Below are 22,026 nucleotides of genomic sequence, written 5' to 3'. Positions count from 1 at the left end.
TCTCCACCACCACCCCCGGCTCTTGACTTCGCGTATCTGCGGCTGCTGTTTTTCCGCTCCCGTTTTTCCGAGATTCCGCAATCAGCGTTCGGGTCGCGTACATCCGCTTTCGGCGGTAAGTGGCAGTCCTACCACCGACTACTGTTTCCCACCGCCCAAATTTCCGAACGCCATTTACCCTTGCTCCTGGCCAAAGATTGAATTATCGAAAATACGGTTGTAATATTACGTCATGAATTACCTTTCCGTAGAAAATTTAAGTAAATCTTTTGGAGAACGGGTGTTGTTTTCCAAGATTTCTTTTGGCCTTGAGCGGGGCCAAAAAACCGCCCTTGTAGGAATAAACGGAGCGGGAAAGTCCACGCTGATGAAAATCATTATGGGGGAGGAGATCCCTGACGAAGGTCAGGTGGTCATAAATCAGGAGGCAAAAATTGCCTATGTTCACCAAAACCCGGTTTTTACGGGCGAGAAGACCATCTATCAGACCGTATTTGACGACCCCGATAACGAGATCATTCAGGTAATTCAGGAATACCAGCAGGTGCTATTGCAAGCGGAACACGATACGGAGGGCCGACTGCAACCGGTACTTGAAAAAATGGACCGGCTGCAAGCCTGGGACTTTGAATACCAAATCAATGAAGTGCTCGGCAAACTCGGTCTTCACGATACGGATATTCCCGTTTCTGCCCTGAGCGGCGGACAACGAAAACGGGTTGCCCTGGCCAAAGCTATCTTAAATTTCCCAGACCTGCTGCTGCTGGATGAGCCAACCAACCACCTGGACCTGGAAACCATCGAATGGCTGGAAGAATACCTGTCCAAGTCCAGTCTTTCCTTGCTTATGGTTACACACGACCGGTATTTTCTAGACCGGGTCACCAACCAGCTACTGGAACTGGAACACGGGAACCTGTACCGATATGGCGGAAACTATGCCTATTTTCTTGAAAAAAAGGCCGAACGAAAAGCCAATCAGGCTACCGAACAGGAAAAGGCCAAAAGCCTCTACAAAAAAGAATTGGACTGGATCCGGCGGCAACCCAAGGCCAGAGGTACCAAAGCCAAATACCGCATCGACGCCTTTGAAGAAACCAAGGAAAAAGCATTTCGTACGGACGAAGAGCGGGACATCAGTCTGGAAGTAACCGCTACCCGACTGGGCAAAAAAATCGTCGAGTTGGAAAAGGTACATAAAGCCTACGGAAACGTAACCCTGGTTGATGATTTCAGCTACGTGTTCAAAAAGGGCGATAAAATTGGTATCGTTGGGCCAAATGGCGTAGGAAAAACCACCTTTCTAAACATGCTAACCGGTGGTGCTACACCGGATAACGGTACGGTGACCATCGGCCAAACGACGGTTTTTGGGTACTACAAACAAGAAGAAAACAGCTTTGACGAAGAAAAACGACTCATCGATTGCGTCAAAGAGGTGGCCGAAGTCGTGACCGTCGCAGGAGGAAGTACCATTACGATCAGCCAGTTTCTGAACCAATTTGGTTTTCCTCCCAAGCAGCAGCATACCCCCATTGCCAAACTAAGCGGTGGGGAGCGAAGGAGACTTCAGCTGCTAATGGTGTTGGTGAAAAGCCCAAATTTCCTGATTCTCGATGAACCCACCAACGACCTGGACATCGTCACCCTTAATACACTGGAGGAGTTTTTGGAGAACTTCCCAGGCTGTCTGGTGATCGTTTCACACGACCGGTATTTTATGGACCGACTGGTCGATCACTTATTTGTCTTCGAAGGGCAAGGCCAAATCAGCGATTTCCCGGGCAACTACTCCGATTACCGCGAGACCCAAAAGCAATCCAAAACATCCGCCCCAAAAAAAGGAACGGAAAAATCCACCAAATCCCAGGAACAGCCAGCCAACTCTTCCCAGAAAGCCAGTTATAAAGAAAAAAAAGAATTCGAATCGATCGAAACTGAATTAAAGCAGCTTGCGGACCAAAAGAAAGCGTTGATGGAAAAGATCAGCGGGGGCACCGAAGACCATGAGCTATTGATCCAATGGTCTCAGGAAATCGAAGCAATCAACTCCAAAAACGAAGCTTTGGAAATGCGCTGGCTGGAACTCAGTGAACGGGAAGGAATCAACTAATCCGTATCCTGCGAGGAACGGCTCGTTCTTAAAAGTCGCTGTCCTCTCCATCAAATTCACGCCCCCCCTCTCTGCCGTTATTCCGGTCTTTAAATCCCCCAAACCGGTAGGTAAAGGAAAGGGTACCGATCTGGGTTTCCCAATTGAACAAACGGTCCTGAACGAAACGTGCGTCACTGTTATTAATTTTGAAAACCCTTGTGTTGAAAATATCACTCACATTTAGGCTAATTGTGCCCTTGTCGTTTAAGACGGCTCTGCGTATGCCCGCATTGATTCCCCAGAGGGGCTCAATTTCGCCCTGAGGAAAAACGATGGGGCCCCGATAATTCCCCTGTATTTGAATGGAAAACCAGTCGGGTATGACCATATTAGACAGCAGACTGACAGTCCAACTAAAGTTACTGTTGGAAAGCCCCTCTTCGATGTTTTCGCCAAAAACTTCGGAATAGAAAAAATTAGCCGAAAGGGTAACGTCCCACCAGTCCAGCGGCTGTATCTGATTGATCACCTCCAAGCCCGTACTTTTCCTGAAATTTGCGTTTTCCCGCGTTTGTATTGCCAGGTTATCGTCTGTCAACCGGATTACCCGTGTCAACACGTTTGTGGAATACCGGTGGTAAACGGTAGCATTGAGCAGGAGCTTTTCCCAGCCATTCGCATAGCCAAGCTCGTAGCTGTCGGTCAGTTCAGGCTGCAGGTAGGGATTGCCAATACTAAAATTCTGCATGTCCCTGACCCGATAAAAGGGTGACAAGGACCAAAGACTGGGCCGCGAAATCCTTCTGCTGTAATTAGCTGTGATTGATTTTTCCTCTCCCAGCTCGTAGCTCAAAAACAAGCTGGGAAACAAGTTGCCGTAGTTGTTCACCACGGTATTGGCCAGTCTTTCCTGATAGCTGATGGTTTCGGTGTATTCCCCACGGAGCCCAAATTGGTAGCCAAACTTATTTAACGAATTTCGGTAACTGGCATACAGGGCATATACGTCTTCCTTAAAATCGAAGCCGTCGCTGATCGAATCCACCCGAATGGGATCAAACCCGGAGGCTGCATCGCCCTGGCTAAATTCCTGCGCCCTGCTCCACTGGCTAAACGTACCCTTTACGCCAGCCTCAAATCGACCTCCGTCGTCAAAGGGCTTTTCGTAATCTACCTGCGCGATCCACAAATTGCTGGTTTGGGGTCTATCGTTAATCTGCGATAAAAAATTGCCCGGTACTTCCTGACTTGATTCGTCAAAATAGTCCTGCTGAAAAAACTCGGTCTGCGTTCGCTCGTCTCTGGAAAACGATAGTGAAGCGAACAGCCGCTGCCCGGCCGTGTCTATCCGGTAATCGTAACTAAGGCCTGTTTCCAAATTGGTGCTGATTCGCTGGTCTTCCTCGGTTCGGATCACCTGATTGCTCAGACTTTCATCCCCGTTTAGGTTTCGCTGATCCAACTCGTTACCGGCCGTTCGGTCTCTGAAATTCCCCTGCATGTAAAAACTCAGCGTCTTCCTGTCCGATAAGGTATAATCTAGCCCCCCGCGAACCAGGTGGGTAGCGTCAAAGCTTTCTCCATAAGAATACTGATCAAGAATGGGACTCACCCCCGGGAGAAAATTCACTCGGTAGGCTTCCGACTCCCGAAACGTTCTCCGATCCTGGTAGCTGTAGGAGACAAAATAGTTGATTTTTTCGGCCCCGTAATTGAGGTTCAATCCGGCGTTGTATTTGTCACGTGTTCCTACAGCCACGTTCGCCTGCCCGTTAAAACCGGTCCGTTGGTTCTTTTTAAGGATAATATTGATAATTCCCCCTACGCCCGCGGCATCGTACCTGGAAGAAGGGTTGGTGATCAATTCCACACTTTTGATACTATTGGCCGGAAATTGGGCCAGGATGGATTCGGCATCGTCACCGGACAAGTTGGATGGACGCCCGTTGATGTAGATCAGGACTTCCCCGCTTCCCCGCATGCTTATTCCCCCTTCCTCATCCACTTGTATGGAGGGTAAGGTTTCCAATAATTCGGTAGCGGTGGCTCCCTCCGCCACAATACTGTTTTCTACGTCGTACCTACGTTTGTCAATATCCGTTTCAAACATGGAAGTAACTCCCTCCACGGTAACTTCGTCCAGGTTGGTCGCACCCGGTGCCAGGGAGATGGTACCCAGATTGACTGTCTTTCGGTCTTCCAGGTTTACCTCCTGGTAGTAATCCTCGTAACCGATAAAACCCACCCGAAGCAGGTAAGTCGATGGATCCCCTGTAAACTCGAAGGTTCCATCCAAATCAGACATTCCACCAAAAACGAGGGAGGAGTCTGCCGGTTCCAGCAAGGCTACGTTGGCAAATTCAAGGGGAGTCCGCTGTTCGCTATCCTGTATTTTCCCTTTTACCAAAACTTCCTGTGCAAAAGTTCCTGTCAGGCTTAAAAAAATCAGGCTTACAAGTAGTACGATCTGTTTCATGTTGGTTTCGTTTTTCTTCGTCCAAACGCAGGCTCAAACCTGCCAAAGCATTGACTTAGGTAGCATCAAAAACAGCATTTTGAGGGAGTTTGCTGTCAAAATCGGACCACAGCCAATACTTTATTCCAGATAACTAACTTATTTAGAATAATTTATGTTTGAAAATAAATGTCTATACAGGTATTTTAAACGGGCTTGGACTTCGATTTTTTTTATGAGTAGGATTATCTGTACGCTAGTGGGCGGGTGCATACAGGGATGGCCGTCCCTCGTCTCTAAATTTTTTCCAACGCCAGGGAAATCAACGATTCGATCAGTGCTTTCGGGTTTTTGGAAAAGCGCTTGGTTATGCGGTTGGCCACGATGGCGTTGAGGCTTAGCATGTCGTGCCCCAACAAACGCCCCAAGGCATAGTAGCCGGCGGTTTCCATTTCGAAATTGGAAAATACGCCCGCCTCCACACGGATACTGCTGAGTTTCGACAAAATATCGGGTATCCCGGGAGCAAGCCGGATATGTCTTCCCTGCGGCCCATAAAAACCGGGACAGGTAACCGTAATGCCCTGTGGCAGGTCCCCAAACCGTGCGAGCAATTCCTCCGAACCTTTCACACAATACGGCAAAAACGGAAGGTCCAGGCGTTCCTTTGTATGCTGGGCAACGATGCGCTCCTCGGGATGCTGAGGCAAGGTATAAAAGGTCATTAGTGTATCCAGTCCCAGACCGTAGGAGGAAGCCAAAATGCTGTCTTCCGGAAGGGTGGGCAGCATGCTTCCCGAGGTGCCCAAACGCACGATGGTCAGGCGGGTGGCTGTTTCTTTTGGTAGCCGGGTCCGAAAATCCACATTGAACAAGGCATCCAATTCGGTCATGAAAATTTCCACATTGTCTGTACCCATGCCCGTGCTGATCACACTAAGTCGCTTTCCCTTATAGGTTCCGGTATGGGTGACAAATTCCCGTTTTTGAACCTGCACTTCCAGTGAATCAAAATGCCTCGAAATCTTCCCTACACGCTCGGGATCTCCGACTGCGATTACCGTCTCTGCTACTTGTCCGGGTAGAAGGTTGAGGTGATAAAGGCTACCATCCGCATTGAGGATAAATTCCGACTCAGGAAGGGGTTTTGCCATACAGGGCCGATTTGATTTTTTCTGCGTTGGGTTTTTGAAAAAGCCCTTTGTAGGGATTGTATCCGTTTGTATTTTTCTGGTAATAGCCGGTGCCGGTATACGCCCGCTTTTTGGGATGGGTTTTGCAGGTTTCCGAACAGGCACCCTCCAATTCCCACCCACAGGAAGGGCAAATGGGTACATGCACGTTGCATTCCGGATTTGCGCAGTTAACCATTCGATCTGAAGCGGTACCACACACAAAACACTTGGAGATCACTTTTGGGTTTACCGTATTTACGTCAACTGCGAGACGGTTATCGAACACGTAACATTTCCCTTCAAAGTCTTCCCCTCCGGCCTCCATCCCGTATTTGATGATACCGCCATGCAGCTGGTACACGTCCGTGAAGCCCTGCTCCAACAAAAACGCAGAGGCCTTTTCACATTTGATGCCACCGGTACAGTAGGTGAGCACCCTTTTGTTTTTGAGGTGAGCAAGTTCTTTTACCTTTTCCGGAAAATCCCGAAAATTATCAATATCCAACCGGATCGCATTTTTGAAATGGCCCAATTCGTGTTCGTAATTGGAGCGCACATCAAGAATGACCACATCTTCTTCGTCCTTCAAGGCTTTGAATTCCTTTGGTTCCAGGTGTTTCCCGGTTTTTGTTCTCGGGTTGAGGTGTCGCAAGCCGGAATGGACGATTTCTTCCTTCGCGCGTACATGTATCTTTGCAAAGGCGTGCTCGTGGTGTATGTCCACCTTAAATTCCGTATCGGCAAACCTCGGATCGGAAGTGACATAGGCCATGTAGTTGTCACAATCCTCTTTCAGGCCGGATACCGTGCCATTCAAACCTTCCGAAGAGACAATGATCCGCCCCCGGATGTTGTTTTCGACACAGAATAGGTGGTGTTCGTCCCGGTATGCCTCCAAGTCGCTGATCGGGGCATAACAATAATAGAGTAAAATTCGATAGTCCATAACCAAAGCCCTGTTTCAAGCAGGGTGTTATTTGTTGTACTAGAGTTGTTTTTTCATTTTTCGATAACTTGAGCCGGATTTCCAAACACCGTTTGATTGGCTTCCACATCAGCGATGACCACCGAACCGGCGCCAATCCGGGCATTTTTGCCGACCGAAACGCCGGACACGATAATTACTCCCGAACCGAGAAACGTCCCGTCTCCGATCGTAGCTCCGGCATTTACTACTGCTCCAGCACCAATTTGTACAAAATCCCCCACCCTCGTGTTGTGTTCGATGGAGGCATTTGTATGAACGATGCAATGATTTCCGATACTGGCACCCGCACCAATGGTCACTTTTGCATTGATAAAATTCCCATGTCCGATGGCCGCGTCGGTTGAAATATAGGAAAGTCGATGCAGGGCATTTACCGGTTGCACCTTCCTCCTTTCGTTTAATAGTTTTACAATAGAAGCCCGGTATCGGGCATCGTCGATTGCGACAAAGGCTTCACATTTTTTGCCAATTAGCTTTAAAAATCCTTCGTCTTCCGGTCCGCCCAACACCGCTACATTGTTGATTTCCGTTTTTTGGAGGCGTTCATCCTCGTCCAAAAAACCATACACTACCAGATCATGGCTGTTGAAAATTTCCAGAGCCGGATGGGCTATGCCCTTGGCCCCAAAGATAATGATGGGTTTTTCCATGACGCGTCGTTTTGACAGGCAAAATTAACGGAAATTACCTCCCCGTGCAACGGTCACCTCAAATTGCCTCTGAGAAGGTTCTGGCCTATTTTGCAGGAAAGGCATCTCCTTTTCGAACAATAATCCCCATACAGTCCCAACATGCCCTGGCTGTCAAATGCCTGTAACGCCGGCCAACCGGCATCAGAAAAGATACTTATCAGGCTGTTTTTCTCGGCAGGAATTTCCTGAAGGAAATTAAAACACTTTTCCTGCCACTGATCCAGCCCTGCATAATGCCCATAGGCGTACCAAAGAGGCACCACAAAGTTTATGGCCAAAAGGTTAAGCAAACTATCGCTAAGTCTTCCAGTCGTTTTGGTTTTCATCGGTTTCCCAAAATCGTAATGTCGCTGCCAATAGTCGCTAACGCGAAGCGAAAAGGCACTACGAAAGGATGCGGGATCTTCCAACTGATACAACACCGTAGAAAACAAATTGGGGCTTGTGTTTAGCAGTGCCGCAAGCTGGGAAAGCCGGAAAGAAGGGAAATTACTGGGCCGCACTTTCATAAATTTCCACTCCGAACCAAAAACCACACGTTTCAGGCGGTATTTCTGCTTGAGGTAGGCGTATTCCTCGCTGAGCGTTTTCTCGTATCCTGCCTGGAGGGGCAGAACGGGCTGCAGCATGGCTGCCTGCCCAAAAATCAGGGCCTCTACCTGGCACAGCTCGCCCGCATTTTTTTTTAGTAATGCATACGGAAGGCTTTTGGCCAGCCGAAGCATGGGGCTGGCGTTGGTCTTAAAGCCAAACGAATAAAATAGCCATTGATAAGCGGTCTCTTCCCAATCCTGGTCGTTCGCTTCCAGCAATTGGGTGACCATCCGACTCTTACTGTGCAAGCGCTCTACCAGCGCTTTCTCGAGCATGGAAAATTTCAAAATTCCAGGAAGGTGAGACAGAGAATCGGTGCACAGCAGCTTTCGTGGAGAATACAGTAATCTCTCGTAATTCTTGATAACGTCCAGTGGGATTTTACCCAGTAGCGAGAGCGTCGGAATCGGTGTCCCATCTGCACGGACCGCCACCTCATCGTGTTCCCATACCACATGCAGCACCACGCTGTTGTAGGCGGGATCTTTGTGATGCTGGTGGGCTTTCCAATCCGAGGAACGGAGGTGAATTTCTACGTGGCCGTAGTGCGTGATCCCTGCGATCCTTATTTCTGACTCGTTGAAATCCGGTCCTTCGTGCTGGTTGTGAAATCCGATCTTTTGAACGATCAAAGGCAAGCCATCGGAAGTTTCCAGTCCTTTTTTGTCAAAATATTGGTATTTCCATACCATGTGAAGAAAATCTTCCTGAAACCGAATCATAAAAATGGGCGTTGGTATTCCCGATGAAGATACGAAATAAAGTGATTTTTTGATCGGCTTCTCTGCTATTTTTCAGGTTAAGTACCTGGATAGCAGCTCTTCCATAGCACCCTGAAGGGATTGTGCCTCTTTTTTTGCGGCCACGGCAAAATCCGAATCCGAAGAGGCGTACAGAATCCCCCGGGAAGAATTGACAAGCAATCCACATTGGGCGTTCATTCCGAATCGTGCGACTTCTTCCAAACTTCCTCCCTGCGCACCTACTCCGGGTACCAGCAGAAAGTGGTCGGGAACCAGGGCCCTTACGTTCTCAATATGGGAACCCCTGGTAGCTCCTACCACGTACATCATATTTTGGGCGGTTCCCCAGGTTTTGCTTTTTTCCACCACTGACGCAAATAGAGGCTTTCCATCCGAATTATCAATCAGCTGAAAATCCTGGCTGCCCTGATTGGAGGTCAGGGCCAATACGATTGCCCATTTCCCGTCGAACGCAAGGAAGGGGCGGACGCTGTCTTCACCCATGTACGGGGCGATGGTGATGGCATCGAAATCCATTTGTTCAAAAAATGCTTTTGCATAGAGGGTAGAGGTATTCCCAATATCCCCTCTTTTGGCATCTGCGATGGTAAATACCTCAGAAGGTAGGTATTCGAGTGTCTTTTGCAAGGTTTCCCAACCCCCGGGACCCAAGGCTTCGTAGAAAGCGAGATTGGGTTTGTAGGCTACAGCATGATCAATGGTTGCGTCGATGATGGCTTTGTTGAAACTGAAAACCGGGTCCTCTTCCCGCTGCAGCTGCCGGGGAATTTTCTCGATAACGGGATCCAGGCCCACACAGAGAAAGGAGTTCTTTTTTTGAATTTCTGCGAAAATATCCGATGAAGTCATGGCACAAAAATAGAAAAAATACGTTCACTTCCACCGAACGAGCCGATCCCTATCGCAGGTCAATGACCTCCACGTCGGGGTTTTCCTGGGTATTGAACACGAAATAGTCGTCCTTAATCTGTACAGAACTATCCACGTCCTTAAAGGTATACGTAAATTTTCCGCCAATATCGTCCTGGATTTCCCAGGCTAGTAATTCCGGCTTTGCCTTGTCAATGTACAGGGTAATCGACTCAAATTGAGCTTTTTCCTTCTCCGATGTCAGAAGGATTTCATGGACCGATTTCCCGTCAACTTGGTCACTCCCCTGCAGACTTGCCTGGTATCCTTTTTTGTAAATTGAATAGATATTGGAAGGAGTTAATTCTTCCGAGTCGTCCTCCACATCGTTTATGGTGACTTCCTTGTATTTACTCGATTTGATGAGCGTCCATACCGTATTACCGTCGTTAAAAATCTCCTGGTCATTTAGCGTAAGCCGGTATTTTTCACCCTTGACAGTGACCGCTCCTGTATTGGTTTGAATCAAGCCCTCGTCCTCGGTAGAATAAGTGTATTCAAAAGAGGCTGAAAAGCCATTTAAATTTTGGTAGTTTTCACTTACTTCCGCGAGTATTTCCACGGCTTTTGGGTCATTCTGGGCCATTATCACCTGGAAACTCCACAGGAAAGCAAGGCTTAAAGCGATCGTTTTTTTGCTTTTCATGGTAAACTATCTATCTGTTTTAAAGACTGTTCAATAACTGTTCCAAACTACTTTCATCCTGAATCAGCACTTCCCGTGCCTTACTCCCTTCAAACGCTCCCACTACGCCTGCCGCTTCCAGCTGATCGATGATTCGACCGGCACGGTTGTACCCCAACTTCAGCTTTCTCTGAATCAGTGAGGTACTGCCTTGCTGATGCAATACAATCAAGCGTGCTGCATCGTCAAATAGCGGATCCCGTTCAGACAGGTCCACCTCTCCCATACCCCCGTCTCCTTCGTCCCCGACAAATTCGGGGAGCAGGTAGGCGTCCGGATACCCCCGTTGCTCGCCTATCCATTCGCAGATAGCATCTACTTCGGGCGTATCCAGAAAGGCACATTGCAGGCGGATGACGTCCGATCCCATGGACAGCAGCATGTCTCCCATACCGATTAGCTGTTCGGCTCCGCCGGCATCAAGAATGGTTCGGCTGTCAATTTTACTGGTTACCCGAAACGACAACCGGGCGGGGAAATTTGCTTTAATAATGCCTGTGATGACGTTGACCGATGGGCGCTGCGTGGCTAATACCAGGTGAATCCCAATGGCCCTGGCCAATTGGGCTAACCTGGCGATCGGTCCCTCAATCTCCTTACCGGCAGTCATCATCAAATCTGCCAACTCATCGATCACCAGCACAATATAGGGCATAAACTGATGCCCTTTTTCTGGATTCAACTTCCTTGCAACAAACTTGGTATTGTACTCCTTCAAATTTCTACACCCGGCGTCTTTCAATAAGTCGTACCGGTTATCCATTTCGATGCACAGCGAATTAAGCGTGTAGATCACCTTCTTGGTATCGGTAATGATCGCTTCTTCCGCATTGGGAAGCTTGGCTAGAAAATGCCGTTCAATCTTATTGAATAAGGTGAGCTCTACCTTTTTCGGATCTACCAATATAAGCTTAAGCTGAGAAGGATGTTTTTTATATATCAGCGAAGCAAGGATCATGTTTAACCCAACGGATTTTCCCTGCCCTGTAGCCCCTGCCATGAGCAAATGGGGCATTTTGGCCAGATCTACCACAAATACTTCGTTGGATATGGTCTTGCCAAGTGCCACCGGGAGGTCTTTGTCACTTTTCATGAACTTTTCGGTCCCCAAAACCGAGCGGGCAGCGACCAATTCCCGATTTTTGTTTGGCACCTCGATGCCGATGGTACCCTTACCGGGTATAGGGGCAATGATGCGGATACCCAGGGCGGCAAGGCTCAACGCGATATCGTCTTCCAGGTTTTTTATCTTGCTGATTTTCACCCCCGGATCAGGGATGATTTCGTACAGCGTGACGGTGGGGCCGATGGTCGCCTTGATCTCCTGAATTCCTATTTTAAAATTTACGAGGGTTTCGACAATCTTATTCTTGTTTTCTTCCAGCTCCTGCCGAGTCACGGTTACTTTTTGCTGATCGTACTCATTCAGCAAGTCCAAGGTGGGAAATTTGTAGCTGGGCAAATCCAGCGTTGGGTCATAGGGGTCGGAATTGACTACCTGGTCGGCGGTCTTTTCTTCTTCCGATTGTTGTTCCACAAAAAAATTGTCGGTGGGTTCGGCTTCACCGCTTTCGGAAAGCTGGGTTCGGTCTTCTACATTGAAGGTTGGCTCAGTCGGGCTATTTTTCTCCGCTTTCCGAACGTCACTTTCTGCCAGTTTCCAGCTGTTTTCAGCATCTCCCACTCCGCCATCTTCCACCAGGTCATCTTCGGCTTCGCCCATTTCCGGATCGAATGCCTCCTCCCTATCCCTTCGCGCCTGATTCAATCCAGCCTCTTCCTCAGAAGCATCTATTTTTTCGCTGGTGCCAAACAAATTAATTTGCTCCACATTGAAAAAAACAATGACAAATATTAACAAGGACCCAAATATCAGGATAACGGTACCCCAGCCCAGTAAGTCATCCGACAAGACCGCTAGTTCGTAGCCAAAGCCACCGCTAAGAAAGCTCAGGTAATGGAACCCGTCGATCAAGTGCACCAGATACCCAAGCAGTAAACCGAGCCAAACCAAAAAAAAGAGGGAAAAAGCGGCATACCTGCTGAGGGAAAACAAAGCAGATTTAAACGAAAGGCGGTATCCCCACACAAACAGAAAGGGAGGGAAAAGCAGTGCTGCCAAACCAAACCAGCGAAATATCATGTAATAGGCCATGACTGCGCCACTATAGCCAAGAAGGTTTTGGGTCTCCCCTGCCTTTGTCCGAAGGGGAATTCCCGACTCTCCCACCAGGCTCTGATCGGCCTGCCCGGCGAAAAGGTAACTCAAAAAAGCAAAGAACATGAAAACGGCAAACATCATCAAAAAGATTCCAAAGGACAAGCCCCAGCGCTTGTCTTTAAAGAGGGCCCAATTAACTGACCGCCTGGTTTTTGGGCTACCCCCTTCGGGTGCACCTTTCTTCTTGAAAGTATTTTTTTTATACGTATTTGCAGCCATGGTAATTCCTTTCCTCCACAATCGGGATGTAAGTTAATGCATGCTATAGAAATAAAAAAGACTCGCTACTCTGTTAGCCTTTTTGAGAGACCCTTTTTCAATCGCTTGACTAATGCGGGTCCTTCATAAATCATGCCCGTATACACTTGTACCAGACTGGCGCCGGCTTCCAGCTTTTCCTGCACGTCTGCATCCGTAAAAATTCCCCCCACGCCAATCACAGGAAACGCATTCCCGGATTTGCTCGTAAGGTAGCGGATCACTTCGGTACTCCGATCGGAAAGCACTTTACCGCTCAATCCGCCAGCTCCCATTTCTCCTACCTTTTCTGCGGAGGTTTTCAGTCCGCCCCTGTCGATGGTGGTATTGGTGGCAACCACTCCGTCGATTCCGGTCCCGGTGACAATCGCAATGATATCGTCCAATTGACCGTTTGTCAGGTCCGGGGCAATTTTTAGCAAGACCGGTCGGGCTTTCGGATAGCGATCCATGGCTTTTTTAATTGCGGTCAACAATTTCTCCAGCGGCTCCTTGTCCTGTAACCTTCGAAGGTCAGGGGTATTCGGCGAACTCACATTTACCACGAAATAGTCCACGTAAGGGTGCAGTGCATGAAGGCAGTACAAATAATCATCCAGCGCTTCCTCGTTCGGTGTGTCCTTGTTTTTACCAATATTTCCTCCGATTAAAACCCGGGACTTTCTCTTCTTGAGGCGCTCCACAGCCGCAGCAACCCCTCCATTATTGAAACCCATTCGGTTGATTAGCGCCTGGTCCTGAGGAAGTCGAAATAAACGAGGTTTGGGATTCCCCGCCTGGGGTCGGGGTGTGAGGGTCCCGATTTCGATAAACCCAAACCCAAGCAGGGACATTTCGTCGATAAGGCTGGCATCCTTGTCAAATCCCGCTGCCAGGCCGATGGGATTGCGAAACGTCAAGCCAAAAACCGTTCTTTCCAAGGCTTGGTGCTCGTACGCAAAGACAGACTTGATGAGCGGTTGCAGGATTGGCAGGTTAAAAAGCCTTTTGATCCAGGAAAAGGTAAAATGGTGGGCGGATTCCGGGTCTTTGAGAAATAAAAAGGGTTTGATGCTGTACTTATACACGTCGGATTCGTTTTTATGCTCCCAAAATTAAACCAATTCTCTGACTTCCCCCGCTATTCGTAGGATAAAGTAGCGGAATCACCCGGCCCTTAAATAGCAAGAACCAATCGGGTTTTGAACGATTGAGGCAAGGCTTTCATAGAAAATTGTGCTATTTTTAGCACATAAACCCAGACAGAAAATGCTTCACTCACCGAAAATTTTGCTCTCTTGCTTGCTTTCCTTTCTGCTCCTGCTACCGGGTGTCCGGGCACAGGACAGCCCCTTCCCCTGGCCGGAAGGAAAAAAAATGGCGTTAAGCCTAAGTTTTGACGATGCCCGGGCAAGTAACCCCAAAACAGGCATCCCCATTTTGAACAAGCACGATTTGCTGGCGACCTTTTTCGTCCTTCCAGAAGCGATTACAGCCGATTTAACGGGTTGGCAGATGGCGGTGGAGCAAGGGCACGAAATGGCAAATCATTCCTACGTTCATCCCTGTAGTGGTAACTTTACCTGGTCCAGGGATCGCGCCCTGGAAAATTACACCTTGGACCGCATGGAAACCGAATTGATGCGGGCAAACCAGGCTGTGTATGAGCGCCTGGGAGTGATGCCCTCGGTATATGCTTATCCCTGCGGGCAGAAGTTCATTGGACGCGGTACGCATACCCAGAGTTTGGTCCCTCTTATTTCTAAAAAATTCCTGGCGGGGCGTGGATGGTTGGACGAGGCAGCCGCCGATCCCTGGTATGCGGACCTGGCGCAATTGCCCGGCGTAAAAATGGACGATACCGATTTTGAATCCCTCCTTCCCATGATTGAGCAAAGCGCGGCAAACGGACATTGGCTAATTCTGGCCGGCCACGAAACCGGAACTTCCGGCGCCCAAACGACCCGCCTGGATTTTTTGGAAGAGCTGGCACAGTATGTCAACGATCCGGCCAATGGAATTTGGGTGGCTCCCATCGGAACCATCGCCCAGTATGTCAAAGCCACCCGAGAAAGACTGCTCGATACCATCAATCAACCCGGCCTGGTTCGATCAGACCAATACGGCCGTCTGCAGCTTACTGCTGAAACGGGAAAAGGGACCGGTCCAGATATCCAATACATGCCCGAGTGGAAAGCCTTTGGCTGGTTTACCGAGAAAGATCAGGTCACCTGGGAAATGGACGTGCCCGAAACAGCCATCTACCAGGTCTGGTTGGATTGGTCGGTTTCCGACGAAGAAGCCGGAAAGGAGTACCTGCTTTCGGTTTCCGGACAGCAATTGCGTGGCCGGGTAGAGCGATCGGGCTCCTGGGAAACCTTTCAGCAAAAAGCGCTGGGCACCGTTCGCCTGAACAAGGGATACCAAACCCTTACCTTTCGGTCTGCCAATCCGGATGAAAAGGGTCCATTGCTTGATCTCCGAACCATCCGGCTCACGCCGGTAGACTAACGGGAAACGCATTCGTTTCCCCGCATCTCCGAGCCGGTGGATGGCCTGTTTAGAAAAAAGGAGGAAAGTCTCTGGATTAGCCGAGATTAATGGGTTCTTTTTTCCCGGATGCCACCGCCTTGTAGATGGTATCGATGATGATTAGGTCTTTGAGTCCTTCCTCTCCGTCCACGGGTACCTTGGCACTTTTGCCCTCCAAAATGATTTCTGCCATGCGGTCCATTTGGACGGTTTGATGGGTGATGTGCGGATTGTCCAGGGGGCCCTTGTGGGTTTTCCCTTTTATAGGTCCGTAGCCCGTGGAAGGCTGCATTTCAGCAAAACCCTGCGTGCCGTTCAGAAAAAACCGATCCAGATTGCCCATACTGTACGTGGACAGGCAGGAGGCCACAATGCCCTCGGGAAATCCGAACTGAAATAAAATGGTTTCGTCGACGCCCTCCTTGAATTTAACCGGATCGGTCTTGGTTTCCTGGGCCGTAACCCAAATGGGCTCTTTGCCGACCATGTATCGGGCGCCGTTCACGGAGTAAATGCCTATATCCATCATTGCTCCACCACCAGCCAGCTCTTTGTTTAGTCGCCATTGGGTAGGGTCGCCGATTTTAAAACCACTCAACCCCTGAAAAAATTTGATGTCGCCGAATGCTCCTGCTTCCCGCATCTGAATCACCTCCAGCGTGTTCGCCTCAAAATGCATGCGGTATCCGACCAAAAGTTTTACCCCTGCTTTTTTGCAGGCAGCGACCATTTCTCTCCCTTCCCGGGCATTGAGGGCCATGGGTTTTTCGCAAATTACGTGTTTTCCCGCCGCAGCCACCCGCAAGGTCTGGGGATGATGAAGGGAGTTAGGCGTGATGATGTAGACCGCATCAATGTCCGGATTGTCCTTGATGGCATCGAAATTTTCGTAGTTGTAGCAGTTTTTCGCCGGTATGTTGTATTTGCTTTGCCAGGTAGTAATTTTGGACGGAGTGCCGCTGATCACGCCCACCAATTTTGCCTTTTTACTATCCTGCATGGCCTCAGCTACCCGCGTGCCGTAACTCCCAAGCCCCATGATGGCCACCCGCAATACCGTATCCCGCTTTACGTCTTTCCCCGTAGCAAATAAGGAATTGGTTTCAAATCGCGGAATAAGCGGTAGTGAAACGGCGGAAAGGGTCAGTTTTTGTAAAAAATTTCTTCTGCTCTTCATGGTTTGTAGGTTTTTGTTAACAATGATGGATTTACTAGTCGGTAAATGCAAGTTATTGGTTTTTCTCCATAAATTAACAATAAAATTATGTTTACCTTTGACGAATAAAATAAACCATCGGAAGGCAATTCAAGAAGTGCAACCCATTACTTACCAGCAGGAAAACAAATTATCTGTTTTCGAATTTAAGGAACTACTCATCGCTTCCACCCTGGGAGAGCGACGGCCGATAGCCGACTTGGACAGATTGGAAACCATGCTTCGCGAGGCCAACCTGATGCTCACCGCCCGGGCAGAAGGGCGGCTGGTGGGCCTGGCACGATCCCTGACAGATAAAACTTTTTGTACCTATTTGTCGGATTTGGCAGTACATCAGGATTACCAAAACCAGGGAATAGGCAAAGCATTGATCCAACAGACCAAAGCTGCCTATCCCCTGGCCAAGCTTATCCTCTTATCGGCACCGAAAGCAATCGGCTACTACCCGAAAATCGGGATGCGAAGGCACGAACACTGTTTTTTCCTCGATGGATCCGCTGATGCGACCTGAAATTCGCCGCCCTACCAGACTCCTTCTGCCCCGACAGGCACGCTGAGGCCGGCTTAAACGGAATCCGGAGAGGGTAGGTCAAATTCCGCTCTCCTCGGATCGTACAGTAAGCGATTGGCCTCTACCGACCTTTCGCCGACGAAATGCTCCGCCTCGCCATCAAATTCCAGCCAGGGTCCTACCACGTATTCCGCCTGATCTACCGGTACACCCATTCCGTCCCGGGCTATTTCGTGGATTTTCATAAATTCTTCGAAGGCCAATTGATTGTCGCCAAAACGACCCGCTTTTGCATTGAAAGGCACCTTCTCACCCAATCTATATGAGATGTTCATCAAATGGCCCATGGTACAGCTGTAATGGGCATCGTACATATTTCCATTAGCCATCATGGGATCGTTCGCTTTACAGGCTGCCACAAAACTACCAAAGGCGCCTCCGGGGGTGATTTGTACGGGTTTGGCATCGACATTTCTCGGTTGACTTCCCTGGTGGGAGGTGTAGTCGCCTCCTTCCATCAGCCTTCCGCCGTCCTCAAAATAAAACCGGTTGGTTACTTCCCGCTGGTATCCCTCGTGGTTTACGTTTCTTACGTTGAAAAAAACGTACTGTCCGTTTGCAAACTCGGCAAGCGCAAACATGGTATTGGGTGTTTCTCCCTGATCATCCCATTTAAAACGACCGCCCAAGGCCATGACGCGCGTGGGATGCGTATTGGCCACCTCATCGTCCAGCGCCCAATAGGCCACGTCCAGCTGATGCGTCCCCTGATTGTTTAACTCTCCGTTGCCGACTTGCCAAAACCAATGCCAGTTGTAATGCACTAGATTTTCGTGGTACCCATCAATTACCGAAGGTCCTTTCCAAAGGTTCCAGTCCAGGTGTTCCGGGGGATTGGTGACGGGCTTGTAGCCAATCCCGGCCCTGGGCTTACATGCAAAGCCGTGGGAAACCTTCATTTTTCCGTATTTTCCCGATTTAATTTCACCAATTTGTTTGGCCCAGTTATCACTACTCCGTCGTTGGGTTCCATGCTGCACCACTATACCGTATTTCTGTGCGGCCGCCAAAGCTATCCGGCCTTCCTTAACGTCGTGGCTGGCAGGTTTTTCGACGTAGCAATGCTTGCCTGCCTGCGCAGCCCACACCACCATCAGTGAATGCCAGTTATTGGGAGTAGCCACACTGATCGCATCGATTTCCTTACTGTCAAGTACCCGGCGCACATCTTTTTCTCCCTTGGCCCGATTACTCGGGGTAGAACCGTCCCGAAGCCCCTGCAAACGCTCGTTTAATACATGGCTATCCGGATCGACCAGGTAGACGATTTCGGAGTCCTTGTGTTCCGAAAATTCGCGAATATGGGTTTTACCCCGGCCATTTACACCACAAACGGCAACGCGTAACCGCTCGTTTGCGCCCATAATGGCCGCGTAAGATTTGGCATTAAATCCCATTGCGCCGATTGTCAAACCACCCGCGCCGAAAATTGATTTTTTAATAAAGTCCCTTCTTTGTTTCATTCTATGGGTTTATTTAATTGATAGGTAAAACTCGCCTGACCATAAATAAAAGAAAATTCCCTATGGAATCAAACAGCATTCGCCGAATTATCCACGAAAACAAGGGAAAAGTGGGACGTTGAGCCAACGGGTTTACAAGGAAAATGTTACGAGCAACAGGCTTGTTTCGGTTTTTCATCGATGATGCCTGGATACTTTTTAAAAAAAACGCTACCAGAAAGATACACCGTTGATCCGCCTGCCAAAAAATCAATGATCGCACAAGGCGCACTACACAAGCCAACCAATTCCCTTTTCACAAGCAATGAAATCCGAAAAAAATCTTCTGCCGGATGATTCTCCGACATATAAAACAGCTGTCACGGCACCACATCTACCAGCCATGAATGGCGCTATTCGGGCGCAAAAAATATCGCCGAATAGTGGCAATAGCGGACACGGATAACCATCCGCGAGTTCCTAGGAGGCTTGCAACAGGGAGTTAATTAATTCAGATGGGGTTTGAATGCGGGCGATTTTCTCGTCCTCCAATTCCTTCTTCAATTCGTATTCCAACTCGAATATCAAGCCTGATACAAAAATTTTATCCATTCGAAGGTCGTTATAGAAATTCGCTGCCTTTTTTTTACCTGTCAGCGGGATGCCGTACGACTGAAACACCCCGATCGCTTTGCGCATAGCCGTGATCGTTTTCATAATGTTAATTCAGGAATTAAGTTAAGTTGAAGACGAATTATCCTGTGTTTTTGTTGTGCGAAGCGCCGAGTTTTTTTATTAAAATTTCTTAAACAATGGAAAGAGCACCGAGAAACCCAATTTTAGTCTGAAAGCATGGGCATCAAAATCGCCCGATGGATTTTCCTTTTCTGCTGGCACCAACACGCTGCTTGGGGCTACCAATTACCTGGGAGCTGTATATGCTGGAATGACCGCTGAAAAGATAAGCCAATACACATGCCAGGCCAATGAATACCCCCGATTCGGCCCCAAACAACTCTATCCCCATCAAGGTACAGGCCAAGGGCGTGTTGGTCGCGCCGGAAAAGACACCCACAAATCCCATTCCGGCCAGTAAGGCCACTGGCAGCGGAATGCCAGTCGATAGGGCATTTCCCAGCGTAGCGCCGATGTAAAATAGGGGGGTCACCTCTCCTCCCTTGAATCCGGAGCCCAGTGTGATAGCGGTTTTCATCAATTTGACCAAAAAATCATACCAAGGCAGACTTTCAGAAAAAGCCTCTACAATGGTAGGAATCCCCAATCCGATGTACTTGGTGGTACCCATCAGGTAAACCAAAACAGCAATCAGCAGCCCGCCAACTGCTGGACGAAGCGGAGGGTACGCTATACTCCGGGTAAACAACCCGGACCAGAAATGCGTGGCCTTCGCGAAAAGCCTGCCTGCAAGACCAAAACAGATTCCTGCCGGAATCACCCAAAGGAATGCAACAAAATCTGCCTCCGGAACGAGCGGTATCAGGTACTGGGTATGGGGAACTCCCCACAACCCCGTGCAGGCATAATCTGCCAGGTAAGCAGCAAAAAAAGCCGGCACGATAGCCTCGTACCTCAGCCTGCCGATCACCAACCATTCCAATGCAAAGATTGCGCCGGCCAATGGGGTGCCAAAAACAGAGGAAAACCCTGCCGCAACGCCAACGGTAAGAACAATTCTTCTGTCGGGGACCGGGAGTTTGAACCATTTGGTAAATTGATCCGCTATGGCCCCGCCCATTTGGACGGCTGTACCCTCCCGCCCCGCAGAACCTCCAAAAAAATGTGTCAAAACCGTGCCTCCGAGCACCAGTGGAGCCATGCGTAAGGGAATGACCTGCAACGGATTGTAAAATTCCTCCAATAGTTGGTTGTTTCCTTTGACAACAGCGGCTCCATACCGATGGTACACCCACCCAATAAAAAAACCGCCCAATGGGAGAAAGGCGATGAGCCATCGGTGGGTTTCCCGGTACTCCGTCGCCCAATCCAACAGTCGTAGGAAAAGAGCAGAAGCCGAACCTACCAGCAAGCCAATCACCACCGACAATACCAACCAGCGGAAGGTAAACTGCAGGCTCGGCAGCAATTCCTTACATATAAATTTCTTGAGCACCAGCAAACGACTATTCCTCTTCAACATAAAAGTAACTCAGTAAACCTTGGACATACATGATGCCTGTGACTGGCAGGCGATATGGTTGAAGCAGGAGTCATCAGCTGGCAAAAACAGCGGTTTGAAACGGGAAGTCTGTTCAGTGACTTCGACAGTTTGGGTGGAACCCCATCACCCATGGCCACAAATATAAAGAAAGAATTTAATTATATTCGAGGCAGGTTTGCGCAAACGTTTTCCATGATCGAGCTCTCGACACCCTACGCCGGCCCCGGGTCCGGTAAACTCGCCCGGAGACGCAGGTACAAATTGGGAAGGGTTTTCCTGGAATCACGTAGCTGGAATGCTTTTTGATGGAAGATGGTTTCAGGTAATCTGAATTACAGAATAAAAAAACGATGCAACACATACTGATTACCGGCGGATCCGGTTTGATAGGAAATTCCATCACGGAATTGCTTCAGGAGAAGGGAAAGGAAGTAGCATGGCTTAGCCGAAATCCCGAAAAATATTCCCAAAAATCCTTTTTTTGGGATCCGGACGAGGGCAAACTAGATCCGGATGCCCTCTATTGGGCAGACGCCATTATTCACCTCGCAGGTGCAGGGGTGGCCGACAAACGGTGGACCGACCGCCGGAAACAAGAAATCCTGGATAGCCGTGTAAATGGCAGCAATCTGCTTTTCCAGGAGCTTCAAAAAGTTCGGGACAAACCCAAGGCATTCATCAGCTCTAGTGCCGTGGGGTATTATGGCTTCGATACCGGGGATAGATTGGTTTTTGAAGGAGACCCTCCCGGCCGTGATTTCCTCGCCGAAGTCGTTCGAAAGTGGGAGGCCGCCACCGAAAAGATACAAGAGTTGAAAATCCGAACCGTGCTCTTGCGTGTAGGTATTGTTTTGGCAAAAGATGGCGGGGCACTTGCCGAACTTCTCAAACCGCCGGTAGCTGCTCCGTTGGGTTCGGGAAATCAGTACATGAGCTGGATCCATCTGAAAGATATCGCTCGAATGTTTGTGCATGCCCTGGAAAATCAGGGGATATCGGGGCTATACAATGCCGTTGGCCCCGTGCCCGTGACAAACAGCGTGCTGACAAGAAAGGCTGCCAGACTCAGCGGAAAGCCATTTCTAAACATTGGCGTGCCTGCTTTTGGTTTAAAACTGGCCCTGGGAGAAATGGCACAAATGGTGCTGGGGGGTAACCGGGTCAGTTCCGAAAAAATGGAAGGAACCGGATTTGAGTTTACCTATGGCGACCTCCATCAGGCCCTAACCGACCTTTTTCAAAAGAAATGATAAGCGGTCTTCTTATTTTTA

Annotated in this window: 17 protein-coding genes and 1 riboswitch; of the genes, 4 read left to right on the top strand and 13 right to left on the bottom strand. The window is 49.1% G+C overall.

What is annotated here, in order from left to right:
• Positions 1-232 precede the first annotated feature (232 nt).
• A complete protein-coding gene (locus tag BMW71_RS09845) occupies positions 233-2,113 on the top strand; it encodes an ABC-F family ATP-binding cassette domain-containing protein (protein WP_092173026.1) in 1,881 nt (626 codons plus the stop codon).
• Positions 2,114-2,141: 28 nt separating this feature from the next.
• Here BMW71_RS09845 and BMW71_RS09840 read toward each other — a convergent pair whose 3' ends face one another.
• From BMW71_RS09840 to BMW71_RS09800, 9 genes are all read right to left on the bottom strand, one after another.
• Positions 2,142-4,571 (bottom strand): TonB-dependent receptor, encoded by a 2,430-nt coding sequence (locus BMW71_RS09840; protein ID WP_092173022.1) that lies wholly within the window; start codon positions 4,569-4,571, stop codon positions 2,142-2,144.
• Between the two features lie 275 nt (positions 4,572-4,846).
• Positions 4,847-5,704, bottom strand: a complete 858-nt coding sequence (locus BMW71_RS09835; protein WP_092173019.1) for a nucleoside phosphorylase — start codon at positions 5,702-5,704, stop codon at positions 4,847-4,849.
• A complete protein-coding gene (gene trhO, locus BMW71_RS09830; protein WP_092173016.1) occupies positions 5,685-6,671 on the bottom strand; it encodes an oxygen-dependent tRNA uridine(34) hydroxylase TrhO in 987 nt (328 codons plus the stop codon). Before trhO ends, BMW71_RS09835 begins: the two co-directional genes overlap by 20 nt.
• 53 nt (positions 6,672-6,724) lie before the next feature.
• A complete protein-coding gene (locus BMW71_RS09825; protein WP_092173013.1) occupies positions 6,725-7,363 on the bottom strand; it encodes an acetyltransferase in 639 nt (212 codons plus the stop codon).
• Between the two features lie 53 nt (positions 7,364-7,416).
• Positions 7,417-8,721 carry a DUF2851 family protein gene (locus BMW71_RS09820; protein ID WP_092173010.1) on the bottom strand — a complete coding sequence of 435 codons (1,305 nt, stop codon included), beginning with the start codon at positions 8,719-8,721 and terminating at the stop codon, positions 7,417-7,419.
• A gap of 72 nt (positions 8,722-8,793) precedes the next feature.
• Positions 8,794-9,612, bottom strand: a complete 819-nt coding sequence (gene pyrF, locus BMW71_RS09815) for an orotidine-5'-phosphate decarboxylase (protein WP_092173007.1) — start codon at positions 9,610-9,612, stop codon at positions 8,794-8,796.
• Positions 9,613-9,661: 49 nt separating this feature from the next.
• A complete protein-coding gene (locus tag BMW71_RS09810) occupies positions 9,662-10,318 on the bottom strand; it encodes an outer membrane lipoprotein periplasmic chaperone LolA1 (RefSeq protein WP_092173004.1) in 657 nt (218 codons plus the stop codon).
• A gap of 19 nt (positions 10,319-10,337) precedes the next feature.
• Positions 10,338-12,797 (bottom strand): FtsK/SpoIIIE family DNA translocase, encoded by a 2,460-nt coding sequence (locus BMW71_RS09805; protein ID WP_092174776.1) that lies wholly within the window; start codon positions 12,795-12,797, stop codon positions 10,338-10,340.
• A 65-nt stretch (positions 12,798-12,862) separates the two neighbouring features.
• A complete protein-coding gene (locus BMW71_RS09800; protein WP_092173001.1) occupies positions 12,863-13,903 on the bottom strand; it encodes a quinone-dependent dihydroorotate dehydrogenase in 1,041 nt (346 codons plus the stop codon).
• A gap of 181 nt (positions 13,904-14,084) precedes the next feature.
• On the opposite strand from BMW71_RS09800, the gene BMW71_RS09795 reads away from it, so the two are divergent.
• Positions 14,085-15,326, top strand: coding sequence for a polysaccharide deacetylase family protein (locus tag BMW71_RS09795; RefSeq protein ID WP_092172998.1), 1,242 nt, complete (start codon positions 14,085-14,087; stop codon positions 15,324-15,326).
• Positions 15,327-15,402: 76 nt separating this feature from the next.
• Here the strand turns inward: BMW71_RS09795 and BMW71_RS09790 are convergent, their stop codons facing one another.
• Positions 15,403-16,524 (bottom strand): Gfo/Idh/MocA family protein, encoded by a 1,122-nt coding sequence (locus tag BMW71_RS09790; protein WP_092172995.1) that lies wholly within the window; start codon positions 16,522-16,524, stop codon positions 15,403-15,405.
• Between the two features lie 97 nt (positions 16,525-16,621).
• Here BMW71_RS09790 and BMW71_RS09785 point away from each other — a divergent pair, with 97 nt between their 5' ends.
• Positions 16,622-17,074, top strand: coding sequence for a GNAT family N-acetyltransferase (locus BMW71_RS09785; protein ID WP_244891140.1), 453 nt, complete (start codon positions 16,622-16,624; stop codon positions 17,072-17,074).
• Positions 17,075-17,127: 53 nt separating this feature from the next.
• Here the strand turns inward: BMW71_RS09785 and BMW71_RS09780 are convergent, their stop codons facing one another.
• The 3 genes from BMW71_RS09780 to BMW71_RS09765 all read right to left on the bottom strand — a co-directional run bounded on the left by BMW71_RS09780 (position 17,128) and on the right by BMW71_RS09765 (position 20,734).
• A complete protein-coding gene (locus BMW71_RS09780) occupies positions 17,128-18,597 on the bottom strand; it encodes a Gfo/Idh/MocA family protein (RefSeq protein WP_092172992.1) in 1,470 nt (489 codons plus the stop codon).
• Between the two features lie 459 nt (positions 18,598-19,056).
• Positions 19,057-19,293 (bottom strand): acyl carrier protein, encoded by a 237-nt coding sequence (locus BMW71_RS09770; protein WP_092172986.1) that lies wholly within the window; start codon positions 19,291-19,293, stop codon positions 19,057-19,059.
• Positions 19,294-19,435: 142 nt separating this feature from the next.
• Complete coding sequence (locus tag BMW71_RS09765) at positions 19,436-20,734, bottom strand: voltage-gated chloride channel family protein (RefSeq protein WP_092172983.1); 1,299 nt, start codon at positions 20,732-20,734, stop codon at positions 19,436-19,438.
• Positions 20,735-20,791: 57 nt separating this feature from the next.
• Positions 20,792-20,892, bottom strand: a riboswitch (Fluoride riboswitch).
• Positions 20,893-21,105: 213 nt separating this feature from the next.
• Between BMW71_RS09765 and BMW71_RS09755 the strand changes: the two genes are divergently transcribed.
• Positions 21,106-22,005: a TIGR01777 family oxidoreductase gene (locus BMW71_RS09755; RefSeq protein WP_092172977.1), complete on the top strand. Its 900-nt coding sequence runs from the start codon at positions 21,106-21,108 to the stop codon at positions 22,003-22,005.
• The last annotated feature ends 21 nt before the right edge of the window (positions 22,006-22,026 follow it).

The sequence above is a fragment of the Cyclobacterium xiamenense genome, from assembly GCF_900109255.1.
GTDB lineage: Bacteria > Bacteroidota > Bacteroidia > Cytophagales > Cyclobacteriaceae > Cyclobacterium > Cyclobacterium xiamenense.
The sequence above is the reverse complement of the archived record's forward strand: the minus strand, read 5'-3'. Positions and strand labels throughout refer to the sequence as shown.

Bases quoted from the DNA above. Each gene is read 5' to 3' on its own strand.
- BMW71_RS09840 (WP_092173022.1), bottom strand. From the start codon at position 4,571: ATGAAACAGATCGTACTACTTGTAAGCCTGATTTTTTTAAGCCTGACA.
- BMW71_RS09820 (WP_092173010.1), bottom strand. From the start codon at position 8,721: ATGATTCGGTTTCAGGAAGATTTTCTTCACATGGTATGGAAATACCAA.
- BMW71_RS09825 (WP_092173013.1), bottom strand. From the start codon at position 7,363: ATGGAAAAACCCATCATTATCTTTGGGGCCAAGGGCATAGCCCATCCG.
- BMW71_RS09755 (WP_092172977.1), top strand. From the start codon at position 21,106: ATGCAACACATACTGATTACCGGCGGATCCGGTTTGATAGGAAATTCC.
- BMW71_RS09765 (WP_092172983.1), bottom strand. From the start codon at position 20,734: ATGTTGAAGAGGAATAGTCGTTTGCTGGTGCTCAAGAAATTTATATGT.
- BMW71_RS09780 (WP_092172992.1), bottom strand. From the start codon at position 18,597: ATGAAACAAAGAAGGGACTTTATTAAAAAATCAATTTTCGGCGCGGGT.
- BMW71_RS09845 (WP_092173026.1), top strand. From the start codon at position 233: ATGAATTACCTTTCCGTAGAAAATTTAAGTAAATCTTTTGGAGAACGG.
- pyrF (WP_092173007.1), bottom strand. From the start codon at position 9,612: ATGACTTCATCGGATATTTTCGCAGAAATTCAAAAAAAGAACTCCTTT.
- BMW71_RS09810 (WP_092173004.1), bottom strand. From the start codon at position 10,318: ATGAAAAGCAAAAAAACGATCGCTTTAAGCCTTGCTTTCCTGTGGAGT.
- BMW71_RS09790 (WP_092172995.1), bottom strand. From the start codon at position 16,524: ATGAAGAGCAGAAGAAATTTTTTACAAAAACTGACCCTTTCCGCCGTT.
- BMW71_RS09770 (WP_092172986.1), bottom strand. From the start codon at position 19,293: ATGAAAACGATCACGGCTATGCGCAAAGCGATCGGGGTGTTTCAGTCG.
- BMW71_RS09835 (WP_092173019.1), bottom strand. From the start codon at position 5,704: ATGGCAAAACCCCTTCCTGAGTCGGAATTTATCCTCAATGCGGATGGT.
- trhO (WP_092173016.1), bottom strand. From the start codon at position 6,671: ATGGACTATCGAATTTTACTCTATTATTGTTATGCCCCGATCAGCGAC.
- BMW71_RS09805 (WP_092174776.1), bottom strand. From the start codon at position 12,797: ATGGCTGCAAATACGTATAAAAAAAATACTTTCAAGAAGAAAGGTGCA.
- BMW71_RS09795 (WP_092172998.1), top strand. From the start codon at position 14,085: ATGCTTCACTCACCGAAAATTTTGCTCTCTTGCTTGCTTTCCTTTCTG.